This window comes from Rathayibacter sp. PhB127 (assembly GCF_003751665.1).
Taxonomy (GTDB): Bacteria; Actinomycetota; Actinomycetes; order Actinomycetales; family Microbacteriaceae; genus Rathayibacter; species Rathayibacter festucae.
Genome location: NZ_RKHW01000002.1, coordinates 747,329 through 767,017, shown reverse-complemented (window position 1 = coordinate 767,017; position 19,689 = coordinate 747,329). Strand labels below are relative to the sequence as shown.

The following is a 19,689-nucleotide window of genomic DNA, read 5'->3' as shown; positions in this document are numbered from 1 at the left end:
AGGTCAAGCCCCGTGCCATCCGCGGGCACGCGCGTAGCGTCGGGAGTCAGCCGTCCGAGATCACCCACGCACAGGAAGAGGCCTCCATGCCCTCACGCAACACGCTCGTCCGCAGCCTCCACGACCTCGGCGCCGCCGCCTGGTTCGGCGGGTCCCTGATGGGCGCCGTCGGCCTGAACGGTGCCGCGTCCACCTCCTCCGACCCGTCCGAGCGCCTGCGCCTCGCCGCGAACGGCTGGGCCCGCTGGACCCCCGTGCAGCTCGCCGCGATCGCGGCGCACGGCGTCGGCGGCATCGGCCTGATCCTCGCCAACAAGACCCGCCTGGCGAACCAGCAGGAGAGCCGCACCAACACGGTCGTGAAGACGATCGTCACCGGTCTCGCGAGCGCCGCCTCCGTCACCGCCGCGATCGCCGGCGCGACCCGGGCCAAGCACGCCGACGAGGGCGCGAAGGGCGTCACCGAGGCGTCCTCGAGCAACTCCGACGAGCTGACCACCGCGCTCCGCGTGCAGAAGGTCACCCAGTGGGCGATCCCGGTGCTGACCGCCGTCATCATCATCCTCGGCGCCCAGCAGGGCGAGCAGCAGCGCCCGGTCGCCGGCCTCTTCGAGACGACCGCCCGGATGTTCCGCAAGTAGCCGTCCATGTCGGATCCGTCGACCGCGGCGGATCCGCCTCAGGCGTTCGCGGCGCCGTCACTCTTCGCAACGGTCGGCCGCACGGCGTCACGCGCCTTCCGTTCCGCCTCGGCCCGCACCACCCTGGGCGGAGGCGGAACGCGTTCCCCGAGCGCACTCTCCGCCGCCGTCGCGGCGTGCCCGAGAGGCCAGGGAGCGGTCTGCAACACCGCTGACGCGGGTTCGAATCCCGCCGTCGCGTCGATGGCGAGCCCGGTGAGGTCTAGACCCTCCCCCTCGTCGAGTGCAGGTCTTCATGCTGGCAGACAGCGGCGCGTGTCCTGGCTGCGGGGGAGCACTTCTGCTCGGAGCACCTGGAAGGACCGGCATCGAGCCCGCTCAGAGCGCCTCGGATCCCGGCAGCACCAGCTCCACGTTCCCCTTCGACGAGCTGGCGATGATCTCCGCCTGTTCACCCAGCGCGATGCGCAGGTCGTCGGCCGTGATCCAGTGCCGGTCGGGCGAGCGCTCCGCCGTCTCGAGGAAGCTGTTGCACGCGCGGTACATCGCGCGCACGGGTCCTCGGGCAGGGGACTTCGGGCGCAGCGACCGCATGACCTCGGCGATCTGCGTCCGCATCGACAGGACGGAGCGCTTCATCCGGTCGAAGTCCGAGCCGGGCGACGTGTCGGCGCCCGGGACGAGTGTCCGTCCTGGGACGAGGAAGACCCGCCGCCGCCCGAGGTCGAGCAGCAGCAGGTCCAGGGCGTTCCACTCCGCCTTCTTCTCAGCGGAGGACTGCCGACGGGACTCGACGTAAAGGGTCGCTCCGGCGCCGACCACGGCGCCGAGCACGGCGGCGAAGAGTTCTTCCATGCTCGGAGGCTAGGGCGTAGCCGGTCCTCGGTGCGGGGCGATGCTGTCGGCTCGCCCCGAAGACGGGGTCCGGGTCAGCGCTCCGGGGATCCTCGGTGAGCCTCGCGGACGGCATCGGCGAGCCCGGCCCAGGGTGTCGCGCCTTGCGAGACCCTCTCTACTCCCGCGAGACCGATCGAGTCGCCGGCTGCAGCGTCGAGCGCCGTCCGAGAGACCACGTGGAAGGTCCACTCCGTCAGGTCGAGCGGGTCGTACTCCGAGTGGCGGACGGACGTCTGCGTGCAGAAGACGTAGACGTCCGCATTTAGAGTCCGGGATCCCCGCGGTCCGGTGCGCAGCCCGCCGAACGACAATCGGCTGTGCCGCTGCTGCGGCCAGGCCTGCAGGAGGGCGGACGACTTCACCTCGACGCTGATGCCCTCGAAGAGCAGGTCGTACGCCTCCCACTCCACCCGGTGGACGTCCTGGAGGCCCAGGGCTCTCGCGACCAGGAACTCCGCGAGGTAGCCGCGGGTGTTGTTCATCCGCAGATCGCTCATCGCGAAGCGCCAGAAGTCGAGGACCTGCGCGTCGATCCCGACGAACGCCTCGTTGCCGCGCAGCCCTGCTGTGGCGGCGGGCTGCTCGAACGGTTCGGACGACACGGCTACTGCGGGGTGGCGATGCAGACGGCCGAGCCGAAGGCGCCGGTGCCGGTCTCCTCGGCGAGGACCTCGCCGTCGAGGGTGATGCGGCAGGTGATCTCGCCCTCGTCGTCGGCGCCGTTCGTCGCGGTGACGGAGAACGCCTGGAAGGCGGTGCTGTCGACCTGCAGCTCCTTGGTGAAGGGGAGGGGCTGCGCAGCGGCCTGCTCGACGCCGGAGTTCGCGCCGTCGAGGGTGGAGTAGACGATCGACGTGCTCGTGCCCGCTCCGGTGACCTCGTAGACGAGGGTCTGGGGAGTGCCGGAGGTGGCCGAGGCCTGCGCGGTCGCGATCGCGTTCGAGATGCCGCTCGCGAAGCCGGCGGTGTAGACGATCGCCAGGATGATCGCGAGCACGATCGCCAGGGCGTTGAGGATCACGCCGGCGATCGCCGTTCCCTTCTTCCTGCCCTTGAGGAACAGCGCGATCACGCCGAGCACCAGGCCGACGAAGGCGACGAAGCCGGAGACGTAGTTGACGATCGGGATCACGGCGCCGACGAGCGCGACGATGCCGATGATCAGCGAGGCGAGCCCGAGGCCGTTGCCGGTCTTCGGGGGCTGCGGGCCGGTGCCGGGGGTGGGCTCGGGATACGCGGCGGGGTTGTAGGCGGTCATGCCGCGAGTATCGCAGCAGCGCGGTTGACCATCCTATCTCTATATAGGTAGCCTCGGCGCATGACTCCGCTCAGCCGCATGACCGCCGCGACCGCGGACGTGCTCCGCGCGCTCCTCGACGCCTCCGGGCCGACCTGGGGGATGCTCGTCATCAAGGGCACGGGGCGTCCGGCGGGCAGTGTGTACCCGATCCTGGAGCGGCTCGAGGGGGCCGGCTGGGTGTCGTCGGCGTGGGAGGCGGACACGGAGCGCAGCGGTCCGCGGCGCCGGCTGTACGAGCTGACGAGCGAGGGGGCGGAGGCAGCGACGAGCGCCGTGGCGCGGTTCGAGGCGGTCGCCGCCCGGCCGGTCCGGCTCTCCGGGGCGGAGGCCGGCGCGTGATCGACTTGCTGCTGCGGCTCCTGGCCCTTCTGCTCCCGCCGCTCGCCCGCGAGCGCTACCTCGAGGAGTGGCGGGCCGATGTCGCCGGCGCCGGCGAGGCGGGGCTGCGGCGCCGCGACGTCGTGCTCGGCGCGCTCGTGCTCAGCGCGACCCTCGACCGCGGGCTGCCGATGCACTCGGGGGAGCCGCGGTTCCTGCGGCCGCGACGGCTGGCGCGGCGCGGACTCGGGCTGCTGACGGCGGCGGCGGTGATCCTGATCGGCGGGTACCTGACCGGCGGGGGAGTCGTGCCGGAGGGGGTCTCCGCGGGGGTGCTCACGGTGATGCAGGCGACGGGCCGGGTCCTGATCGGGCTGGCGCTCGTCGTCGGGCTGGTGGGCGCCGCGCACATGGCGGGGGCTGCGCGGGCCGCCGAGACCCGGACGGCGCGGGTGTCGCTGCTCGCGGCGATCGCGGGGCCGGCGATGGTGGCGGGCGGCGTGCTGGTGCCGGGGGCGCCGTGGTGGCTGCCGCTCCTGGGCTTCCTGGTGTCGAGCGCGGGGCTGGCGACCGGTGTCGCGGTGATCGGCGGGACGCGGCCGATCGCGTGGGAGCACCGGACCGCGACGCGGGCGCAGCGGGTGCCGATCGCGCTGGGTGGGGCGGCGCTCGTGGTCGCTGTGGTCGTGGTCGGCGGGGTCGACCTGCTGGTCTGGAACCCGCTCACCAAGGTGCCGGGCACCGACCTCGCCACGATCTACCGGCTGCTGGCCGAGCGCGACGGCTTCTCGATCACGGGCACGCTCGTCGCGACCGCGATCTGGGCGGCCTTCTGGACGGTGCCCGCGCTGTTCGTGGCGGCGCTCGCCGTGCACCGCGCGGGCGACGCCCTCACGCCGCGGCGGCTCGTGAGCGTGATGCTCTCGCTGGTCGGCGCAGCGATCTTCTTCCGCTTCTTCACGGGCTTCGGCATCGGGATGTCGATCGCCGACTCGTTCGCGACCAGCGGCGGTGACGCGTCGGTCGTGTCCGCGGTGCTGCCATGGGTGGGGCAGCTCTCGTTCGCGGTCGCGGCGATCGCCGTCGGCTGGGCGCCGCGGGCGCGGATCGAGCCGGTCGCGGTGGCGGCCTGAGGGTGCGGGGTCTGCTGACTCGACTTTCGGCGGTGGTGGATCTCGATACGCCCGCTGCGCGGGCTACTCGATCAGCATGGACTGCCGGCCGAGCCGCTGAGCCGCAGAAGTTCGGCGCAACATCAGCTGAGATTGGGCCTCATCGCTCATCGGCGATGAGACGTGCTCCCAGCTGATGTTGTGCGGCCGGGCACGCGGAAGCGGGGCCGGCGGGACTCCGCCGACCCCGCCTACCGTGCGGTGGTTACTTCTGGGCGGTGCGCCTGCGCGTCGCGGTGAGTGCGAGAGCTCCCGCGCCGCCGGCGATCAGGGCGAAGGCCAGCGCGGCAAGGCCCGTCGTGCCCTCGGCGCCGGTGTGCGCGAGCGCGGCACCGGGCTTCGCCGTGGGCTTCGGCGTCGTGCTCGGCGCCGGAACGACGGGACCGGCGGTCGCGGTCGGCTCAGCGGTCGGCGCGACGGTGGGCGCCACGGTCGGCTCGCCCGTCGGCGCCACGGTGGGCTCCGCGGTCGGCTCGACCGGCGGCGCGGTCGGCGTGGCCGTCGGCTCCGGGGTCGGCGCGGCGGCCAGCTCCGGGGTCGACGCCGGGGCGACGCGGTTCAGCGTCGCCTGCTCGTAGTCGTACGACATCGCGAGCAGCGCGGCGTCCTGGCTGCGCGGGGCGGCCAGCTCGAGGCCGGCGGCCGTCCCGGTCGAGGTGAAGCCCGCGGGCAGCGAGACCGTCGGCACGCCGGTGTTCGCGCCGACGTCGCAGAACGTCGTGCCCGCCCAGTCGGGGGTCGCCGCCGTCGCGCTGGTCGGCATGGCCAGGGCGTCGAGGTCGTTGTCGATGAAGAACTGGTCCATCGCCAGCTTGCCCGCGTCCTGCGCCGCGATCGCCGCGTCGTACGCGGGGTTCGGGATGTCCGCGTTGCTGTTGAAGAAGTCGACGTCGCCGGGCAGCAGCGAGGTCTTCCCGTCCGCCATCACGTCCGAGAAGGTCAGCGCGTCGGCCGGCTCCGTCAGTCCGGCGAGGCCCTCGGGCCAGGTCGCGTCGGTGTCCGCGAAGAACGCGTCGATGCTCGGGCGCATGTCGAGGTAGCCGCCGCTGACGAGCGTCTCCGACACGAACTCGCGGGTGAAGGTCGGCACCGGCACGATCTCGGCGCCCTGCGCGGCCAGGTCGCGGACGGCCTGGTCGACGAGCCCGGTGGTCTCGGCGAGGCCCGGGCGGGCGGGGTCCTCCTCGTAGTCCCAGCGCACGTAGCCGATGCGCTTGCCCTCGAGCGCGGTGTCGCTGAGCCCTTCGACGTAGGTCGAGCTGTCCTGCTGATCCGCGATGACGGTCAGCGGGTCGGTCGGGTCGTAGCCGGCCAGCACCTCCATCAGCAGGGCCGCGTCGGTGACGGTCGTCGTCATCGGGCCCGAGACGTCCTGGCGCGGCGACAGCGGGACGATGCCCGTGACGCTGGTCAGGCCCATGGTCGGCCGGTAGCCGACGAGGCTCTGGTGCGCGCTCGGTCCGACGATCGAGCCGCAGGTGTCGGTGCCGAGGCCCGCGGGGGCGTAGCCGGCGGCGACGGCCGCGCCGGTGCCTCCGCTCGAGCCGCTGGCGCTGTTGGCCTGGTTGTACGGGTTGTTCGTGCGGCCGCGCTCGGAGCTGAGCGTGTAGGTGCCGTGCCAGGCGAACTCGGCCATGTTGGTCTTCGCGAGGATGATCGCGCCGGCGTCGCGCAGGCGCTGCACGGCCGTCGAGTCGAGCTTCGTCTGGTACGTGTGCAGGGAGGCGCTGCCTGCGGTGGTGGGCATGTCGAACGTGGCGTAGTTGTCCTTCACCAGGATCGGGATGCCGTGCAGCGGGCCGCGGATCGTGCCGGCCGCGCGCTCGGCGTCGAGCTCGGCCGCGGTGGCGAGCGCGTCCGGGTTGGCCAGGATGACCGCGGCGAGTCCGGGCTGGTCGCCGTAGGGGTCGTCGTAGGCGGCGATGCGGTCGAGGTAGCGCTGGGTCAGGGCGACGGACGTCGTCGCGCCGGACTGCAGGAGCGCCAGGGCGTCGGTGATGCTCAGGTCGACGACCGCGGGGGCGACCGCGTCGACGGGGGGTGTGGTCGCGCCGAGCGCCGCGGGGGCGGCGAGGGCGGTGCCGAGTGCGAGTCCGGTGCACAGGGCGGTGGCGGCGGAGAGTCGGACGACCCTCCGGAACGAGGGGGTGGTGGACAAGCGACAACCTTCGGATCGAGTGGGAGGGGGCTTGGAGCCTCCCCAGTCTCGGAGCCGGATGTTGCACGCCTGTTTCGGCGCGGAGACGATCGAGCGCGCCCGATGTCCCCCTTCGCGGGGTGTCGAGGGAGCGCTCTCAGCGGGAGCAGTCGAGCAGGCCGTCGCCCTCCAGCGAGACCGGGTCGGCGGGGGTCAGTCCTACGCGCAGCCGCGCGGTCTCCCCGCTCCACCGCAGCTCGTAGCTGCCCGCACGGAAGGGCTGATAGCCGTCCGACGCCGAGTAGTCCTCGACCCACTCCGCGACGACCGAGCCCGGCCGCACCAGGCCGAGGGAGCCGCCCGCCGCGCGGAGGAACCCGAACTCGCGCACCACGACGCGGCAGCCGTCGTCGCTCGCGGACGGGAGGACGGAGTAGGTGCTGGTGCTGAACAGCAGCGAGAAGAAGACGGCGCACGGCACGCAGATGATCAGGAGGACGGCGCTGAGGACGCCGAGGATGGTCCTGGCCCTCGACGGCTCCCGCGGGATCCCGGGGAGGATGCAGCCGGCCAGGAGGCAGATCGGACCGCCGGCGAGCATCACCAGCTCGATCCCGAGCAGCGACGGCACGACGTCGCCGACCACGATGGTCCCCCAGGCCAGCGCCTCCTGCCCGCTCGTGCCGGCGACGCGGTAGAGGGGGGCGATCGGCCCCAGCACGCCGAGGACGACGACCGCCACGAGCTGCCAGGCCCCCGCTGCGAAGATCCGGCGGTCGAGGTGCGCCGGTCGCTCAGCGGGCGGCGCCGCCGACGAGCTCGGCATCGCTCCCCTCCTCGTCCCGGACGCGACTGAGGATGTCGCCGGGCTGGCAGTCGAGGACCGCGCAGATCGCGTCGAGGGTGGAGAAGCGGACGGCCTTGGCGCGGCCGTTCTTGAGGATCGAGATGTTCGCGGTGGTGATGCCGACCGCGGCGGCCAGGTCGGTCACCGACATCTTGCGCTTGGCGAGCTCGACGTCGAGGTGCAGGACGATCGCCATCAGACGACCTCGGCGAGCTCGCTGCGCTGCGCCACGGCGAGGTGCAGGAGGCGCCGCATCACGACGACGATCAGCGCGGTGGTCGCGCTCGCCACGGCGACGAGACCGAAGGCGAGGGCGGGGAGGGGCGCGGGCACCGCGACGAGCGAGGCGACGGCGCCGATGACGGCGAGGACCGCGCCGGAGACGAAGGCGCCGATCGCGAGGTCGACCCAGAGGTCGGAGCGGTGGTCGCCGGCGAAGAGCGTGTCGTCGCGGACCAGGCTGAGCAGCCGCCAGACCGCGATCAGCACGGCCTCGACGCAGAGCAGCCCGGCGACCACGACCGCGACGAGCACCGCGTCGACCGGCCCGCCGTCGAGCGCCTCGCGGGCGACCGGGCCGACAGCGAGCTGCACGAGCAGGCAGCCGAGCAGCAGCACCAGCAGGAGGGTGCGGAGCGCGAGGAGGACGGGTCGGGGCATGCGGGGCTCCTGGGTCGGAGGGTCGGGCGGCAAAGCGGCCGGACGTATCGAAAGTCGTGCGCTTCGTATCGAAAGTCGATACTGTCACCTCGAACACGAGGCAGCAAGCGGAGGCGGGGGTAACGGCGTGGGACGACGGGGACGAGCGCTCACGGGTGCGGCGGTACTGCTGACGGTCGCGGTCGTCGCGACCGGCACGGGTCCGGCGGAGGGGCTCGAGCGGGCGCTGTCGGCGGACGACTGCGTCGAGAGCGAGAGGGTGGACTGGCGGCCGGCGCCGCTCCTCGTGCGCGGTGAGCAGGCGGTCTTCGACGTCGAGGTCACCGCCCGGGAGGACTGCCCGGCGGAGCGCCTCGTCGCCGTCGCGGCCACGGCGTCCGAGGCGATCGACGCGGCGCTGGGCACGGCCCCAGCGGGGCGGCGCTCGAGCGAGCTGGTGCTGCGGGCCGGCGACGACTCCCTGGCGATCGCGGATCCGCGGGAGCGCACGGCACCGGTCGAGGCCTGGGACGCCCTGCGCCGCGGCATCGACGGGAGCCTCTCGGTGCGGACGGTCGAGTCCTACCCCGTCCTCGCGATCGTCCTCGCCCCGACCAGTGCGGCGACCGCACTCGACGCGCTCGATCTCCTCCTCGAGCAGCGCTCCGCCCTCACGGAGGGCGACCTCGACTGGACGATCGAGCAGCCGGCGACCGACTCGCGCGGCGCCGCCGTGATCCGCGTGCAGGAGGGGCGCCCGGCCGACGAGATCGTGCGCCTCGCCCGCGAGATCGACGGCTCCTTCTCGGGGGTGCGGGAGTCGACGGTCCACCTGAACGGCGCGGTGCTGACCGTCGCGCTGGCGGGCGCTCCCGGACCGTCCGCCCCGCGCTCGCTGCGCGACTCCGTCGTCTGGTCGCGCGTGCTCGGCACGATGACGGCGCTGACCGGCCGGGGGAGCGGCTACGCGATCGGCGCCGAGATCGCGGCGGAGGCGGCCGACGGCTCCGGCCCGGTCGTCGACTCGTTCGCCTCGTCGTCGCTGCAGTGCGCGGCGACGCCCGGAGCGGGCGCGACGACGCGTGCCGCCTTCGAGCACCTGCGCACGTCGATCCGCCCCGCCCATCCCGGCGAGAGCTTCGCCTTCAACGGCCTGACGGCGCCGGACTGCCGGTGAGCCCCGCACAACATCAGCTGAGACGGGGGTCCCTCCCCCCACAGAGGAGGCCCACCCTTCTCAGCTGATGTTGTGCGCGGCCGCGGTCAGTCCAGGTGCCGGAGGTACCGCTGCGGGTCGCCGAGGAAGCCGCGCCAGGTCCGCACGAGGTCCAGATCGTCGTACTCCGCGCGGCGGAGGCCCCACTCGCCGAGCTCGTAGAGGTCCGCGCCCGGCAGCGCCGCCAGCACCGGCGAGTGCGTCGAGAGGATCACCTGCGAGCCGCCCGCGACCAGGGACCGCAGCTGGCCGATCAGCGCGAGGCAGCCCGAGACCGACAGCGCCGACTCCGGCTCGTCGAGCAGCCACAGCCCGCGGATCCGGGAGCGGTTCACGACGATGTCGAGGAACGACTCCCCGTGGGACCGCTCGTGGTAGTCCGCGTCGCCGAGGCCGATGTCCTCCAGGTAGGTGAAGAAGCCGTGCATCGTCTCCGCGCGGAGGAAGAAGCCGCGCTTGGAGGCGCCCGCTCCACGCACGAGCTGCAGCTGCTGCGAGAGGTCCGACTCCGAGACCCGGGTCGAGTGCATCGCGCCGGTCGAGCCGCCCTCGGCGTTCAGCCCGTAGGCGAGCGCGATCGCCTCGAGCAGCGTCGACTTGCCGGAGCCGTTCTCACCGGTGATCACCGAGACGGGACCGAGGTCCCAGCCCTCGTCGAGCACCTGGCGCACCGGCGGCAGGGTCGCGGGCCAGACGACGGACTCGAGCGCGGACGGGTGCTTCTGCACCCGGCGCACGGGGAGGGAGGAGAACACCTGCACCCCCTCCGGTCGCGACGACCCGGCCAGTCAAGCACGGGGCCGCGGGAGGCGGCGGCTCAGACCGCCCAGCCCGCCTCCGCCAGGGCGAGCGCCGCATCGGCGCGCGGCGAGTACGGCAGGTCCTGATCCAGCACCACGCGGTAGTCGGTGTCGCCCGGGCCGACCCAGAGGATCGAGTCGTCCGCCCCGGCCCGGCCGACGGCGGCGCGCACGGCCTGCGCGGGCTCGGCGATCTCCTGCACTTCGCAGCGACCGTCGCGGGCGCCGTCGAGCAGGGCGCGGCGGATCCGCGCCGGGTCCTCGAAGCGCGGGTGGTGGTCGGTCACGATCAGCAGGTCCGCGCGCTCGGCGGCGGCGCGGCCCATCGGCGCGCGCTTGCTCGGGTCGCGGTCGCCGTCCGCGCCGAGGATCACCAGCACCCGGCCCGGCGTGACCTCGCGGAGGGCGTCGACGGTGCGGGCGACGGAGTCGGGGGTGTGCGAGAAGTCGACGTAGAGGCGCGGCCCGGCCTCGCCGGAGACGAGCAGGGTGCGGCCGGGAACGGCGACGTCGATGCCGTCGGCGACAGCCCGGGCGAGCGCGTCGCGGTCGTGCCCGGCCGTCACGAGCATCACCAGCGCCAGCGCCGCGTTCGAGGCCATGTGCCGGCCGATCAGCGGGACGGAGGTGGTGAGGGTCCAGCCGTCGGGCGCGGTCAGTCGGAAGCGGGTCGCCGCGGCGCTCAGCGCGAGGACGTTTACGCGCCAGTCAGCCTCCGCGGTGGAGCCGACGGTGACGACCGGGACCTCCGCCTCCGCGGCGACCGTCCGTCCCTCCGGAGTGTCGACCACGACGACGCCGCGCCGGCTGCGGTCGGGGCGGAAGAGCCGCTGCTTGGCCCGGAGGTAGCTGCCGAGGTCGCCGAAGTCGTCCAGGTGGTCGTGGCTGAGGTTGGTGAAGCCCGCGACGTCGAAGACGAGGCCGTCGACCCGCGAGCGGATGAGGGCCTGCGCGCTGACCTCGATCGCGGCGGACTCGACGCCGTCCTCGCGCATCCGGGCGAGGAGCGCATGCAGCTCGGGCGCTTCGGGCGAGGTCAGGCGGCTGGCGACGACGGTGTCGCGGCTGCGGCGATCGGCGGTCGAGCTGAGGCCGGAGGGCACGCCGAGCCGGCGCAGCACCGCGTCGAGCAGGTGCACGGTGCTGGTCTTGCCGTTGGTGCCGGTGACGCCGAGCAGCTGCGGCCGGTCGCGGTCGGTGGCGTAGACGCGTGCGGCGATCGCGCCGAGGTCGGCCCGGGGATCCGCGGACACCAGCACCGGCAGGCCGCTCGCCCGCGCGGTCGCGAGCCCGGCCTCGTCGGTGAGCACGGCGACCGCTCCGGCCGCGGCGGCCTCGTCGGCGAAGTCCGCCCCGTGGCGGCGCCGGCCGGGCAGCGCGGCGAAGAGCGCGCCGGGCGAGATCTCGCGGTGCGCGAGGGTGACGCTGCGGATCAGGACGTCGCCGTCGCCGATCAGCGCGAGTCCGTCGATGAGCTCGCGCAGCGGGACACCCGCGACGCGGTGGGGTTCGAGGAATCGGAAGGTCGGCATGGGCCTGTCTCCTGGGTACGGACCGGTCCCGCGCGGAAGCGACCGCGCGGGACCGGAGGGGTCGTACTACTTCGCGGTCGGGCGGTAGAACGAGGTGATCTCGTCCAGCTCCATCTCGGCGGTGGTCTGGATGAGCTTCCGCAGCTCGGGGTCCAGCCCGGGCGAGAACTCCTCGAAGCGCTTCGGCGCGATCGTCGACGGCACGCCCTCGGGGGCCTGCTCGTTCGCCGAGAGGTCGCCGCGGAAGTTCATCGCCTGGAAGAGGTGCTGCATCATCGTGCGCATCTCGCCGAACTGCCCGCCGAGGCCCTCCTGCAGCGCGTTCGCGGCGGCCGGATCCGGCTCGTCCTGCTCGATGTCGGTGATGAGTCGCTGGACGTGGAAGAACACCATTGCCTCCAGAAGGATCGTCGGTGCTCCCACCCTCCGCCGCGCTCCGGGCGTTTGCAGAGCCCCTTGCCACCGAGGGGGTGCGCGTGCGACCGGGCGGGGGCTCGCCCCGGTCCGCCGCTCTGTGTCAGGCTCGAGAGATGACCGAGCAGACGCGCACGACTCCGCGACCGGTCGACTCCCGCGCGCTCGCGAGCGCGGGCGTCGCGGTGCTCGGCGCGCTGCTGGTCGGCGTCCCGCTGCTCGCGTCGGCGCTCGCCGTTGTCGCGATCGTGCTCGCGCTCGGCGCGCGCGACCGGCTGCGCGCGGACGAGACGCTCCGCGGCGCACGAGTCAGCCTCGTCGGCTTCGTGCTGGGGCTCGGGGTGCTCGCCGTGGCCTTCGGCCCGCTGGTGCTCGGGTGGGTGCTCGGGCTCTTCGCCTGAGGCCCGCGGCTACCGCCTGAGGTCCGCGACTACCGCTGCGCGAACGCCTCCCGGTACAGGCTCGTCAGCTCGGGGGAGTCGGCCGCGCTCAGCCCGCAGGTGAGGATCGTGTCGCCGTCGGCGGCGATCAGGTAGTCGACGCCGCGCTCGAAGACGATCGGGGCGCCGTCGACGGCCGACTCCGCCGCCTGGGTCACCGTCACCGCGTCGCCGACGTCGCCGGCGAACCGGTCGATCACGCGCAGGGTGACGGTGTCGTCGTCGATCGAGGCGACCTCGGCGCGGAAGGCGAGCTGCGACGGAGCGAGCGCCTCGGCGGTGACGGGGGCGCACATGTCCATCGGCCCGCCGGTCGCGGGCAGCCGCAGCGCGGAGGCGGACCCGCCGGTGGTGACGCCGAGGGCGAAGGGGAGCAGGAGCGACGCGGCGGCGCCGACCGCGAGCGCGCCGACCCCGACGATCAGCCAGGGGGAGCGGCGGCGGCGGACGGCGGCGGGGTCGGAGTCGTGGGGGTCGGGCTCGGTGCCAGGCCCGCCCGTCGCCTGCCCGCCCATCGCCCGCTCTCGGTGCTCGGCGAGCTGCGCCCGGGTGAGCGGGGCGAGCCCCTCCGCCGGGTCGGTCGAGCGCACCAGCCGGCGCAGCTCCGAGTCCTCGATCGCGGTCATCGTGCTCCTCCTTCTGAGGTCGTCGGGTCCTGGGCGGCGCGGCTCTCGTAGAGCTCCGCGAAGCGCTGGCGCGCGCGGTGCAGCCGGATCGACGCCGCGTTCGGCGTGATCCCGAGGACCTCGCCGATCCCGCGGGCGTCGAGCTCCTCCCACGACCACAGCCGCAGCAGCTCGGCGTCGGACTCGCGCAACCGCGAGAGCACGAAGCGCACGGCGTCGTCGGTGGCGGACGGGCCGTCCGGGTCGCGCACCTCCTGCGGCGGGTCGACCACGGCGATGCGGTGCGTGAGCAGGACCTGGCGCCGCTGCATCCGGCGAGCGTTCTGCAGCTGCAGCCGGGCGACGCCGATCGACCAGGCGATCGGGTCGTCCTCCGGCACGTCGGCGACGCGGCGCCAGAGCACGGCGAGGGTGGCGGCGAGCACGTCGTCGGCCGTGGCCTCGTCGGTGCGGCGCCAGAGGTAGCGGCGGACGGGGTCGGCGACCACGCCGGCGAGCGCGGCGAAGCGGTCGGGACCCGCGAGGGGAGCTGGCATGTGCCTCATGCTCCCTCCTGTCCGGCACGCCCGCCGTTCTTTCACCGGCGCGCCGACCCGGCTCCCGGCTGCGTCACGGCGAGGGCGGCGCCGCTCGCTCGGAGCACCTCCGGCTCGCGGTTCCGGCTCCGGCACGTGGTTCTGCGGAGTTCCCGCGTGCCGGAGTGGTTTCCGCGTGCCGGAGGTGCGCCGCCGCCCGCGCCGAGCACCTCAGGCTCGCGGTTCCGGTTCCGGCTCCGGCACGTGGTTTTGTCGGATTCCCGCGTGCCGGAGTGGTTTCCGCGTGCCGGGGGTGCTCCTTCGTCCGCGCCGAGTGCATTCGGCTCGCGATTCCGGTTCGGGCTCGTGGTTCTGCGGGGTTCCCGCGTGCCGAAGCCGATTCCGCGTGCCGGGGGTCCGCCAGCGGCCCCCCCGCCCACCTTCGGCTCGCGGTTCCGGCTTCGGCTCGTGGTTCTGCTGGATTCCTGCGTGCCGGAGCCGTTGCCGCGTGCCGGGGGTGCTCCTTCGTCCACGCCGAGTACCTCCGGCTCGCGATTCCGGTTCCGGCTCGTGGTTCTGCGGGGTTCCCGCGTGCCGGAGCCGTTTCCGCGAGCCGGAGGTCCGCCAGCGGCCGCCCCGCCCACCTTCGGCTCGCAGTTCCGGTTCCGGCTCGTGGTTCTGCGGGGTTCCTGCGTGCCGGAGCCGATTCCACGTGCCGGAGGTCCGCCGGCCGCCGCCGCCGCCCGCCCGCCGCCTCGCTACTCTGAAGCGCCCCCATCCCCCTTCCGCCGAGGAGCCCCATGCCCATCTGGTCCCTGCACGGCGACGGCCGCACCGTCGCGCCCGGAGCCGTCGTCGGCCCCGCCGAGCGGCTCAACTGGCCCGCGACCGTCGCGATCGGCATCCAGCACGTCGTCGCCATGTTCGGCGCGACCTTCCTCGTGCCCGTGCTCACCGGCTTCCCCGTCGCCACGACCCTGCTCTTCTCGGGCGTCGGCACGCTGCTGTTCCTCCTGATCACCCGCAACAAGCTGCCCAGCTACCTCGGCTCGAGCTTCGCCTTCATCGCCCCGGTCACCGCGGCGACGGCGGTCGGCGGAACGGGGTCGGCGCTCGCCGGAGTCGTCGCCGTCGGCGTGCTGCTCGCGCTCGTCGGCTTCGTGGTGCAGTTCGCCGGCCTCGGCTGGATCGACCGCCTGATGCCCCCGGTCGTCTCCGGCGCCATCGTGGCGCTGATCGGCTTCAACCTCGCCCCGACCGCCTGGTCGAGCTTCCAACAGGCGCCGGTCACCGCGACGGTCACGCTCGCCGCGATCATCCTCGGCAGCGTCTTCTTCCGCGGCTTCCTCGGCCGCGTCTCGATCTTCGTCGGCGTCGTCATCGGCTACGTCGTCGCGCTGATCCGCCAGGAGATCGACTACTCCGCCGTCGCCGACGCCGCCTGGGTCGGCCTGCCGCCGTTCAGCTTCCCCGACTTCGCGTCCGGATCCACGTGGTCCGGCATCGCGATGTTCCTGCCCGTCGTGCTCGTGCTCATCGCCGAGAACGTCGGACACGTGCGCGGCGTCGCGACGATGACCGACTCCTCGGTCAACCAGCACACCGGCCGTGCCCTGATCGCGGACGGCATCGCGACCACCGTCTCCGGCGCGTTCGGCGGCTCGGGCACCACCACCTACGGCGAGAACATCGGCGTGATGGCCGCGACCCGCGTCTACTCCACCGCCGCCTACTGGGTCGCCGGCGTCACCGCCGTGCTGCTCAGCCTCTCGCCGAAGGTCGGCGCCGTCTTCAACTCGATCCCCGCCGGCGTCCTGGGCGGTGCGACCACCGCGCTGTACGGCCTCATCGGCGTGATCGGCATCAAGATCTGGATCGACAACCGCGTCGACTTCTCCCGCCCGGTCAACCAGTACACGGCCGCCGTCTCCCTCGTCATCGCGATCGCCGGCTTCTCCTTCAGCTCCGGCGGCTTCGAGCTCGGCGGCATCGTCCTCGGCGCGGCCGCGGCCCTCGTGATCTACCACCTCGGCAACGCCGTCGCCCGCTGGCGCCGCACCGGCGCCGACGACGGCGGCCCGCTGCCCCCCATCGGCCAGCTCGGCGGCGACCCGCAGCACTGACCCGCGAGGCCCCCGCCCATCCGTCACGAACGGTCGTCCTCCGCGCCGACGCACGACCGTTCGCGCCGGATCGCGGACGCCGCTGGTAGCGATTCGACACTTTCTGCTGGTTCCAGAGGCTCAGAACCGCAGAAAGTGGCGAACCGCGAGCCGGATCAGCCGGAGACCTACGCCTTCGCGCTGGCGGGCATGGGTCTCGATACGCCGCTGCGCGGCTACTCGACCAGCATGTGCTTCATGTTGATCGAGTAGCCCTCGGAGAGGGCGTATCGAGATCCGGCGTGGCAGGGACGGGGGCATGAGTCCGGCGCCTCGGCGAGCGTGGGTCTCGATACGCCGCTGCGCGGCTACTCGACCAGCATGGGGTGCCGCTGCGCGGCTACTCGACCCGCAGGGGTGGGTGCGCGTTCCACGAGTGGACGCGTTTCGGGCTCCAGCTGCCGCTCGGGACCCGATAGGTGTCCAGTCGGCGACTTCGGGTGCGTCGAGTGGACGCGGAACGGGGGTACGTGCCTCCGCAGATCCCCGTACGCGTCCGCTCGCGGCGACGCGTTCGCGGTCAGGCGTCCTGGGCGCGGAGGGCGAGCTTCGCGTAGAGGTCCTCGAGGAGGAGGCGGGTGTCGAGGTGGGTGTAGACGCGGAGGTCCGGGCCGTCGCCGGTGCGGGGGCCGTACTGGCCGTCGGGGGTGATCGAGGGGCGGGGGACGCGCGCCGTGCGGCTGGAGGAGGCGTCGGGCTCGAAGGCGGAGAGCAGGGCGGTCGCGAGGACGAGCGGGCTGTCACCGAGGGCGTAGGTCTCGCCGAAGCTGAGGCCGTGCGCGGCGCCCATCCGGAAGACGCCGTCGAGGGCGTCGAAGAGGTGCCGGCCGAGCTCGCCGGCGGTGCGCATCCGCACGCGCAGCTCGGCGACGGAGGCCAGCGGCTGCCGGTAGGCGTCGCGCGGGAACTGCTCGATCGGCAGCGAGGACGCGAAGACCTCGGCGGCGGCGGGCACGTCGATCAGCAGGTTGTACTCGATCAGCATCGCGCCGGGCGGAGGGACGGCCAGGCCCGGGTGCTCGGGTCCGCCGATCCAGACCAGGGTCATCCTGGCGGCGATCGACGGCTCGAGGCGCAGCGCAGCCGCCACCTCCGTCAGGCCGGCGCCCGCGCAGAGGTACAGCGGCCGCGGGTCGTCCCGCAGCGCCTCCGCCACGATCGCACGCGCCGCCTCCGACACATCGGCATCCGGAGCGTTCGACCCCGCCACCACCGGCACGTCCGGGCGCCCGCAGAGCGCGAGCACCTCGCGCGCCGCCGCGGCCGCGTTGTCCGCGGTCCGGTCGGAGGGATCGAACGGGTCGCCCGGCCGCAGCCGCGAGCCGACGACCAGCGCCAGCTCGACCGACTCCGACAGCGCGTGCTGCGCGAGCTGCACCAGCCCGTCCGGGTCGCCGGAGTAGTCGTTGTCCGAGATCACCCGCACCCGCGGCGGCACCCCGCCCGCGACCCCGCCGACGGCGCCGCCAGCGCCCCCGCTCACGACACCACCCGCGTCAGCCGCACGGCCATGAACTGCCGCGCCGGCAGCTCCACCCGGAACGACCCGGAGAACACCCCCGGCACCCGCGACACGGTCATCCCCCAGGTGTCGATCACGTCGACGATCCAGGAGTCGGATGGGTCCCGCACGATCTGCCGGAACCGCGGCCGGTTGAAGCCGAAGTACACGAGCTGCACGCCGCCGCCCCCGCCCCAGGGCGCGTCCCAGTCGGAGGGCAGCGGGTCGATCCGCCCGTCCGGCATCTCGGCGGTGATCCGCCGCAGGAACGCGATGCGCGCCGGACTGTCGCCGACGAGCTCGCCGCCCTTCGACCACCAGAGCTCCTCGCGGTCGTTGAGGTAGGTCTCGCCGTGGCCGACGTAGCCGCCGCGGACCGCTCCCTCCCAGAACCGCCGGACCATCTCCTCGCCGGTGATGTTGCCCCAGCCCTGGTCGATGTCGCCCTCGTAGGCGCACTCGTCGATCACGACCGGCTTGCCCCACTGCTCGCGCCAGGCGTCGGTGTTCTCGGCGGTCCGGTACACGTCGATCCGCTGCACGGACGCGTGCGTGATCCACGGCCGCGAGTAGTCGTAGAAGCCGAAGCAGTTGTGGATGGAGAGCAGGTGGCCCACCGGGTCCTCGGCGACGACGAGCGCGGCGAGGCGCTCCCAGTCGTCGACGCTCTTCGACCAGAGCAGGTCGTACTCGTTGGCGAGCGACCACCAGACGTTCGGCGAGGCGGCCAGGCGCCGGACCACGTAGCGCGTGACGAGGTCGTCGGCCGCGCGGCCCATGTCCGAGAAGCCCCAGCGGTCGTAGGCGTGGAAGAGGATCACGTCGGCCTGGATGCCGAGCGCGTCGAGATCCGCGACCCGCTCCTCCAGCCGGCGGAAGAACGCGGGCACGGGCCGATCGAGGTCCCAGCCGTCGCCGTCGCGCTCGAACGGGTACAGCTCCGGCTCGTTCGTGTTGTACAGGTAGGCCTTCGGGAAGACGCAGTGCCGCACCTTGGTGAACGGCGCGTCCGCGAGCGTCGCGAGGGTCGCCTCCTGCAGCGCCTCGGTCTGGTGCGTCCAGGCGTAGGCGGTCGTGCCGAGCGGCAGGTGCCGGGTGCCGTCCTCGTGCGCGAAGTGGAAGGTGTCGGCGACCCGGACCGGCCCGTGCGCGCCGGGCAGGGCGGCCTCCACGGTCACGGAGGCGGTGAGCCCGTCGAGCGAGCGCGCGGTGGAGGCGGTGGACACGCTCCAGACGCCGGCGGCAGGAGGCAGGAACCGCACCCGGTACACCCCGTCCCCGTCGTAGAACCCGCCGGCCCGCACCGTCTCGCCGCCGAGCGAGAACTCCGCCGAGAACTCGACGTCCACGAACGGGTTGCCGTGCGAGGGCCCGTCGACGACGACCTCGGCCGGCGCCCACACGGTGCCCGGAGCGACCGGTCGCACCACCGCGGACGCGACAGCCACGTCCTCGCCCTCGTAGTCCGTGCGCGGCAGCACGGCCACCCGCTCCGGACGCGGCGCCGCGACCCCGGAGTCGTCGACCGCGTCGAGCGCTGCCCAGAACGAGGCCTCGCGCTCGGGATCCGCCTTCAGCAGCGGATCCATCCCGACGACCAGCCCGACGGGCGCGGAGCGCAGCTGCACCAGCAGCGGCGAGTTGACGACACCCGGGACGAAGCGGCGCACGACGTCGCCCGCCTCCCCGTGGTCGAGGACGGCGGCCAGGGTCGATTCGCGGGAGAAGCCCACGGTCACACCTCCACGGTGGTCAGGGTCTGCACGGTGCGCCGGAACTCGGCCTGCATGTCGAGGGCGTCGCGCTGCAGCAGCCACTGCACCTGCAGCCCGTCCATGGTCGCGATGACGCGGATCGCGGCGCTGCGCGGATCCACGCCCGGCACGAGCTGCCCGCGGGTCAGCATGTCGCCGAACGCGCCGGTGAACAGGTCGACGATGAAGCGGTAGCGGTTCGCGAAGTACTCGTGCGCCGGGTGGTCGGCGTGGGTCGCCTCCGCCGAGAGCACGCACTGCAGCTCGACGAGGCCGGGGATCTCGGTGTTGTAGGCGACCAGGTCGATCAGCGCGCGGACGGTGTCGATGCCGGGCACGGCGTCGCCGCTGGGCACCCGGACGATCGAGTGGTCGTCGCGCAGGGTGAGCACCGCGGAGAGCAGCTCCCACTTGTTGGCGAAGTGGTGCAGCACGCCGGCCTGGCTGAGCCCGACCTTCTCGGCGATCTCGCGCAGCGACGCGGCGTGGTAGCCGCTCGCGGAGAAGACCTCCAGGCCCGCGGCCACGATCTCGGCGCGCCGGGCGGCGGTCTTGGCGTACTGCCCGCGCGGTCGCCGCGGGGGAGAGGTGGGGAGTGCCATGAAGTGCCTCCAGGCGCATCGTTGCGAGGGGGCACGGAGCCTCCGGTGCGAGAAACCTAACCCTTTGAGGTTTCTTAGTCAAAAACCCCGGGCGGATTCGGCTTTCGGAGACGCCCCCGTCAGAGCGCAGTTCCGGAGGCGGTCCCGGATGTGAACGGTCACGAGAATCACGAAAA

20 protein-coding genes, 1 tRNA gene and 1 pseudogene are annotated in these 19,689 nt (G+C 73.3%); 7 read left to right on the top strand and 15 right to left on the bottom strand.

The annotated features are described in order from the left end of the window. Positions 1-86: 86 nt before the first annotated feature. Both EDF22_RS13895 and EDF22_RS13890 read left to right on the top strand, forming a co-directional pair. Entirely contained in the window at positions 87-641 is a 555-nt protein-coding gene (locus EDF22_RS13895; protein ID WP_123705436.1) for a hypothetical protein, read from the top strand. Positions 642-811: 170 nt separating this feature from the next. After that, positions 812-882: transfer RNA gene (locus EDF22_RS13890), tRNA-Cys, on the top strand. A 137-nt stretch (positions 883-1,019) separates the two neighbouring features. Here EDF22_RS13890 and EDF22_RS13885 read toward each other — a convergent pair. From EDF22_RS13885 to EDF22_RS13875, 3 genes are all read right to left on the bottom strand, one after another. Further along, entirely contained in the window at positions 1,020-1,496 is a 477-nt protein-coding gene (locus EDF22_RS13885; RefSeq protein WP_123705435.1) for a hypothetical protein, read from the bottom strand. A gap of 74 nt (positions 1,497-1,570) precedes the next feature. Then, positions 1,571-2,140: a hypothetical protein gene (locus EDF22_RS13880; RefSeq protein WP_123705434.1), complete on the bottom strand. Its 570-nt coding sequence runs from the start codon at positions 2,138-2,140 to the stop codon at positions 1,571-1,573. A gap of 2 nt (positions 2,141-2,142) precedes the next feature. Then, positions 2,143-2,796 carry an MmpS family transport accessory protein gene (locus tag EDF22_RS13875; RefSeq protein ID WP_123705433.1) on the bottom strand — a complete coding sequence of 218 codons (654 nt, stop codon included), beginning with the start codon at positions 2,794-2,796 and terminating at the stop codon, positions 2,143-2,145. A 60-nt stretch (positions 2,797-2,856) separates the two neighbouring features. Between EDF22_RS13875 and EDF22_RS13870 the strand changes: the two genes are divergently transcribed. Next, the gene (locus EDF22_RS13870; protein ID WP_123705432.1) at positions 2,857-3,177 is read left to right on the top strand and encodes a PadR family transcriptional regulator; all 321 of its coding nucleotides are present in this window, start codon (positions 2,857-2,859) and stop codon (positions 3,175-3,177) included. After that, positions 3,174-4,289 carry a hypothetical protein gene (locus EDF22_RS13865; RefSeq protein WP_123705431.1) on the top strand — a complete coding sequence of 372 codons (1,116 nt, stop codon included), beginning with the start codon at positions 3,174-3,176 and terminating at the stop codon, positions 4,287-4,289. The genes EDF22_RS13870 and EDF22_RS13865 overlap by 4 nt, the downstream gene beginning before the upstream one ends. A 244-nt stretch (positions 4,290-4,533) precedes the next feature. On the opposite strand, the gene EDF22_RS13860 is transcribed toward EDF22_RS13865, so the two are convergent. The 4 genes from EDF22_RS13860 to EDF22_RS13845 all read right to left on the bottom strand — a co-directional run bounded on the left by EDF22_RS13860 (position 4,534) and on the right by EDF22_RS13845 (position 7,972). Beyond that, positions 4,534-6,486, bottom strand: coding sequence for an amidase family protein (locus EDF22_RS13860; RefSeq protein WP_123705430.1), 1,953 nt, complete (start codon positions 6,484-6,486; stop codon positions 4,534-4,536). Positions 6,487-6,622: 136 nt separating this feature from the next. Beyond that, positions 6,623-7,291: a hypothetical protein gene (locus EDF22_RS13855; RefSeq protein WP_123705429.1), complete on the bottom strand. Its 669-nt coding sequence runs from the start codon at positions 7,289-7,291 to the stop codon at positions 6,623-6,625. Beyond that, positions 7,260-7,508, bottom strand: coding sequence for a helix-turn-helix transcriptional regulator (locus EDF22_RS13850; RefSeq protein ID WP_123705428.1), 249 nt, complete (start codon positions 7,506-7,508; stop codon positions 7,260-7,262). The genes EDF22_RS13855 and EDF22_RS13850 overlap by 32 nt, the downstream gene beginning before the upstream one ends. Next, on the bottom strand, positions 7,508-7,972 hold the full coding sequence (locus EDF22_RS13845; protein WP_123705427.1) for a DUF2975 domain-containing protein: 465 nt from the start codon (positions 7,970-7,972) through the stop codon (positions 7,508-7,510). Before EDF22_RS13845 ends, EDF22_RS13850 begins: the two co-directional genes overlap by 1 nt. Before the next feature lie 127 nt (positions 7,973-8,099). Between EDF22_RS13845 and EDF22_RS13840 the strand changes: the two genes are divergently transcribed. Further along, positions 8,100-9,128: a hypothetical protein gene (locus tag EDF22_RS13840; protein ID WP_123705426.1), complete on the top strand. Its 1,029-nt coding sequence runs from the start codon at positions 8,100-8,102 to the stop codon at positions 9,126-9,128. 86 nt (positions 9,129-9,214) lie between these two features. Here the strand turns inward: EDF22_RS13840 and EDF22_RS13835 are convergent, their stop codons facing one another. From EDF22_RS13835 to EDF22_RS13825, 3 genes and pseudogenes are all read right to left on the bottom strand, one after another. Next, positions 9,215-9,928: an AAA family ATPase gene (locus tag EDF22_RS13835; protein ID WP_243732839.1), complete on the bottom strand. Its 714-nt coding sequence runs from the start codon at positions 9,926-9,928 to the stop codon at positions 9,215-9,217. Between the two features lie 56 nt (positions 9,929-9,984). Further along, a complete protein-coding gene (locus EDF22_RS13830) occupies positions 9,985-11,499 on the bottom strand; it encodes a Mur ligase family protein (protein WP_123705425.1) in 1,515 nt (504 codons plus the stop codon). Between the two features lie 237 nt (positions 11,500-11,736). After that, positions 11,737-11,889 (bottom strand): annotated as a pseudogene (locus EDF22_RS13825) (manganese catalase family protein); the annotation flags it as partial. Between the two features lie 140 nt (positions 11,890-12,029). On the opposite strand from EDF22_RS13825, the gene EDF22_RS13820 reads away from it, so the two are divergent. Next, positions 12,030-12,314, top strand: coding sequence for a hypothetical protein (locus EDF22_RS13820; RefSeq protein WP_123705424.1), 285 nt, complete (start codon positions 12,030-12,032; stop codon positions 12,312-12,314). A gap of 29 nt (positions 12,315-12,343) precedes the next feature. On the opposite strand, the gene EDF22_RS13815 is transcribed toward EDF22_RS13820, so the two are convergent. Together EDF22_RS13815 and EDF22_RS13810 are read right to left on the bottom strand one after the other, a co-directional pair. Then, a complete protein-coding gene (locus EDF22_RS13815; protein WP_123705423.1) occupies positions 12,344-12,979 on the bottom strand; it encodes a hypothetical protein in 636 nt (211 codons plus the stop codon). After that, a complete protein-coding gene (locus EDF22_RS13810; RefSeq protein ID WP_123446682.1) occupies positions 12,976-13,515 on the bottom strand; it encodes an RNA polymerase sigma factor in 540 nt (179 codons plus the stop codon). The genes EDF22_RS13815 and EDF22_RS13810 overlap by 4 nt, the downstream gene beginning before the upstream one ends. A 779-nt stretch (positions 13,516-14,294) precedes the next feature. Here EDF22_RS13810 and EDF22_RS13805 point away from each other — a divergent pair. Then, positions 14,295-15,617, top strand: a complete 1,323-nt coding sequence (locus EDF22_RS13805; protein ID WP_123446681.1) for a uracil-xanthine permease family protein — start codon at positions 14,295-14,297, stop codon at positions 15,615-15,617. A gap of 559 nt (positions 15,618-16,176) precedes the next feature. Here EDF22_RS13805 and EDF22_RS13800 read toward each other — a convergent pair. From EDF22_RS13800 to EDF22_RS13790, 3 genes are read right to left on the bottom strand one after another with little or no spacing between them, the layout of a single operon-like run. Beyond that, positions 16,177-17,139 (bottom strand): nucleoside hydrolase, encoded by a 963-nt coding sequence (locus tag EDF22_RS13800; RefSeq protein WP_221180930.1) that lies wholly within the window; start codon positions 17,137-17,139, stop codon positions 16,177-16,179. After that, positions 17,136-18,890, bottom strand: coding sequence for a DUF5605 domain-containing protein (locus tag EDF22_RS13795; RefSeq protein ID WP_185038931.1), 1,755 nt, complete (start codon positions 18,888-18,890; stop codon positions 17,136-17,138). Before EDF22_RS13795 ends, EDF22_RS13800 begins: the two co-directional genes overlap by 4 nt. A gap of 2 nt (positions 18,891-18,892) precedes the next feature. Beyond that, positions 18,893-19,513, bottom strand: coding sequence for a TetR/AcrR family transcriptional regulator (locus tag EDF22_RS13790; RefSeq protein ID WP_123705422.1), 621 nt, complete (start codon positions 19,511-19,513; stop codon positions 18,893-18,895). Between the last annotated feature and the right edge of the window lie 176 nt (positions 19,514-19,689).

Bases quoted from the DNA above. Each gene is read 5' to 3' on its own strand.
- EDF22_RS13895 (WP_123705436.1), top strand. From the start codon at position 87: ATGCCCTCACGCAACACGCTCGTCCGCAGCCTCCACGACCTCGGCGCC.
- EDF22_RS13885 (WP_123705435.1), bottom strand. From the start codon at position 1,496: ATGGAAGAACTCTTCGCCGCCGTGCTCGGCGCCGTGGTCGGCGCCGGA.
- EDF22_RS13875 (WP_123705433.1), bottom strand. From the start codon at position 2,796: ATGACCGCCTACAACCCCGCCGCGTATCCCGAGCCCACCCCCGGCACC.
- EDF22_RS13870 (WP_123705432.1), top strand. From the start codon at position 2,857: ATGACTCCGCTCAGCCGCATGACCGCCGCGACCGCGGACGTGCTCCGC.
- EDF22_RS13855 (WP_123705429.1), bottom strand. From the start codon at position 7,291: ATGCCGAGCTCGTCGGCGGCGCCGCCCGCTGAGCGACCGGCGCACCTC.
- EDF22_RS13850 (WP_123705428.1), bottom strand. From the start codon at position 7,508: ATGGCGATCGTCCTGCACCTCGACGTCGAGCTCGCCAAGCGCAAGATG.
- EDF22_RS13845 (WP_123705427.1), bottom strand. From the start codon at position 7,972: ATGCCCCGACCCGTCCTCCTCGCGCTCCGCACCCTCCTGCTGGTGCTG.
- EDF22_RS13830 (WP_123705425.1), bottom strand. From the start codon at position 11,499: ATGCCGACCTTCCGATTCCTCGAACCCCACCGCGTCGCGGGTGTCCCG.
- EDF22_RS13820 (WP_123705424.1), top strand. From the start codon at position 12,030: ATGACCGAGCAGACGCGCACGACTCCGCGACCGGTCGACTCCCGCGCG.
- EDF22_RS13815 (WP_123705423.1), bottom strand. From the start codon at position 12,979: ATGACCGCGATCGAGGACTCGGAGCTGCGCCGGCTGGTGCGCTCGACC.
- EDF22_RS13810 (WP_123446682.1), bottom strand. From the start codon at position 13,515: ATGCCAGCTCCCCTCGCGGGTCCCGACCGCTTCGCCGCGCTCGCCGGC.
- EDF22_RS13805 (WP_123446681.1), top strand. From the start codon at position 14,295: ATGCCCATCTGGTCCCTGCACGGCGACGGCCGCACCGTCGCGCCCGGA.
- EDF22_RS13790 (WP_123705422.1), bottom strand. From the start codon at position 19,513: ATGGCACTCCCCACCTCTCCCCCGCGGCGACCGCGCGGGCAGTACGCC.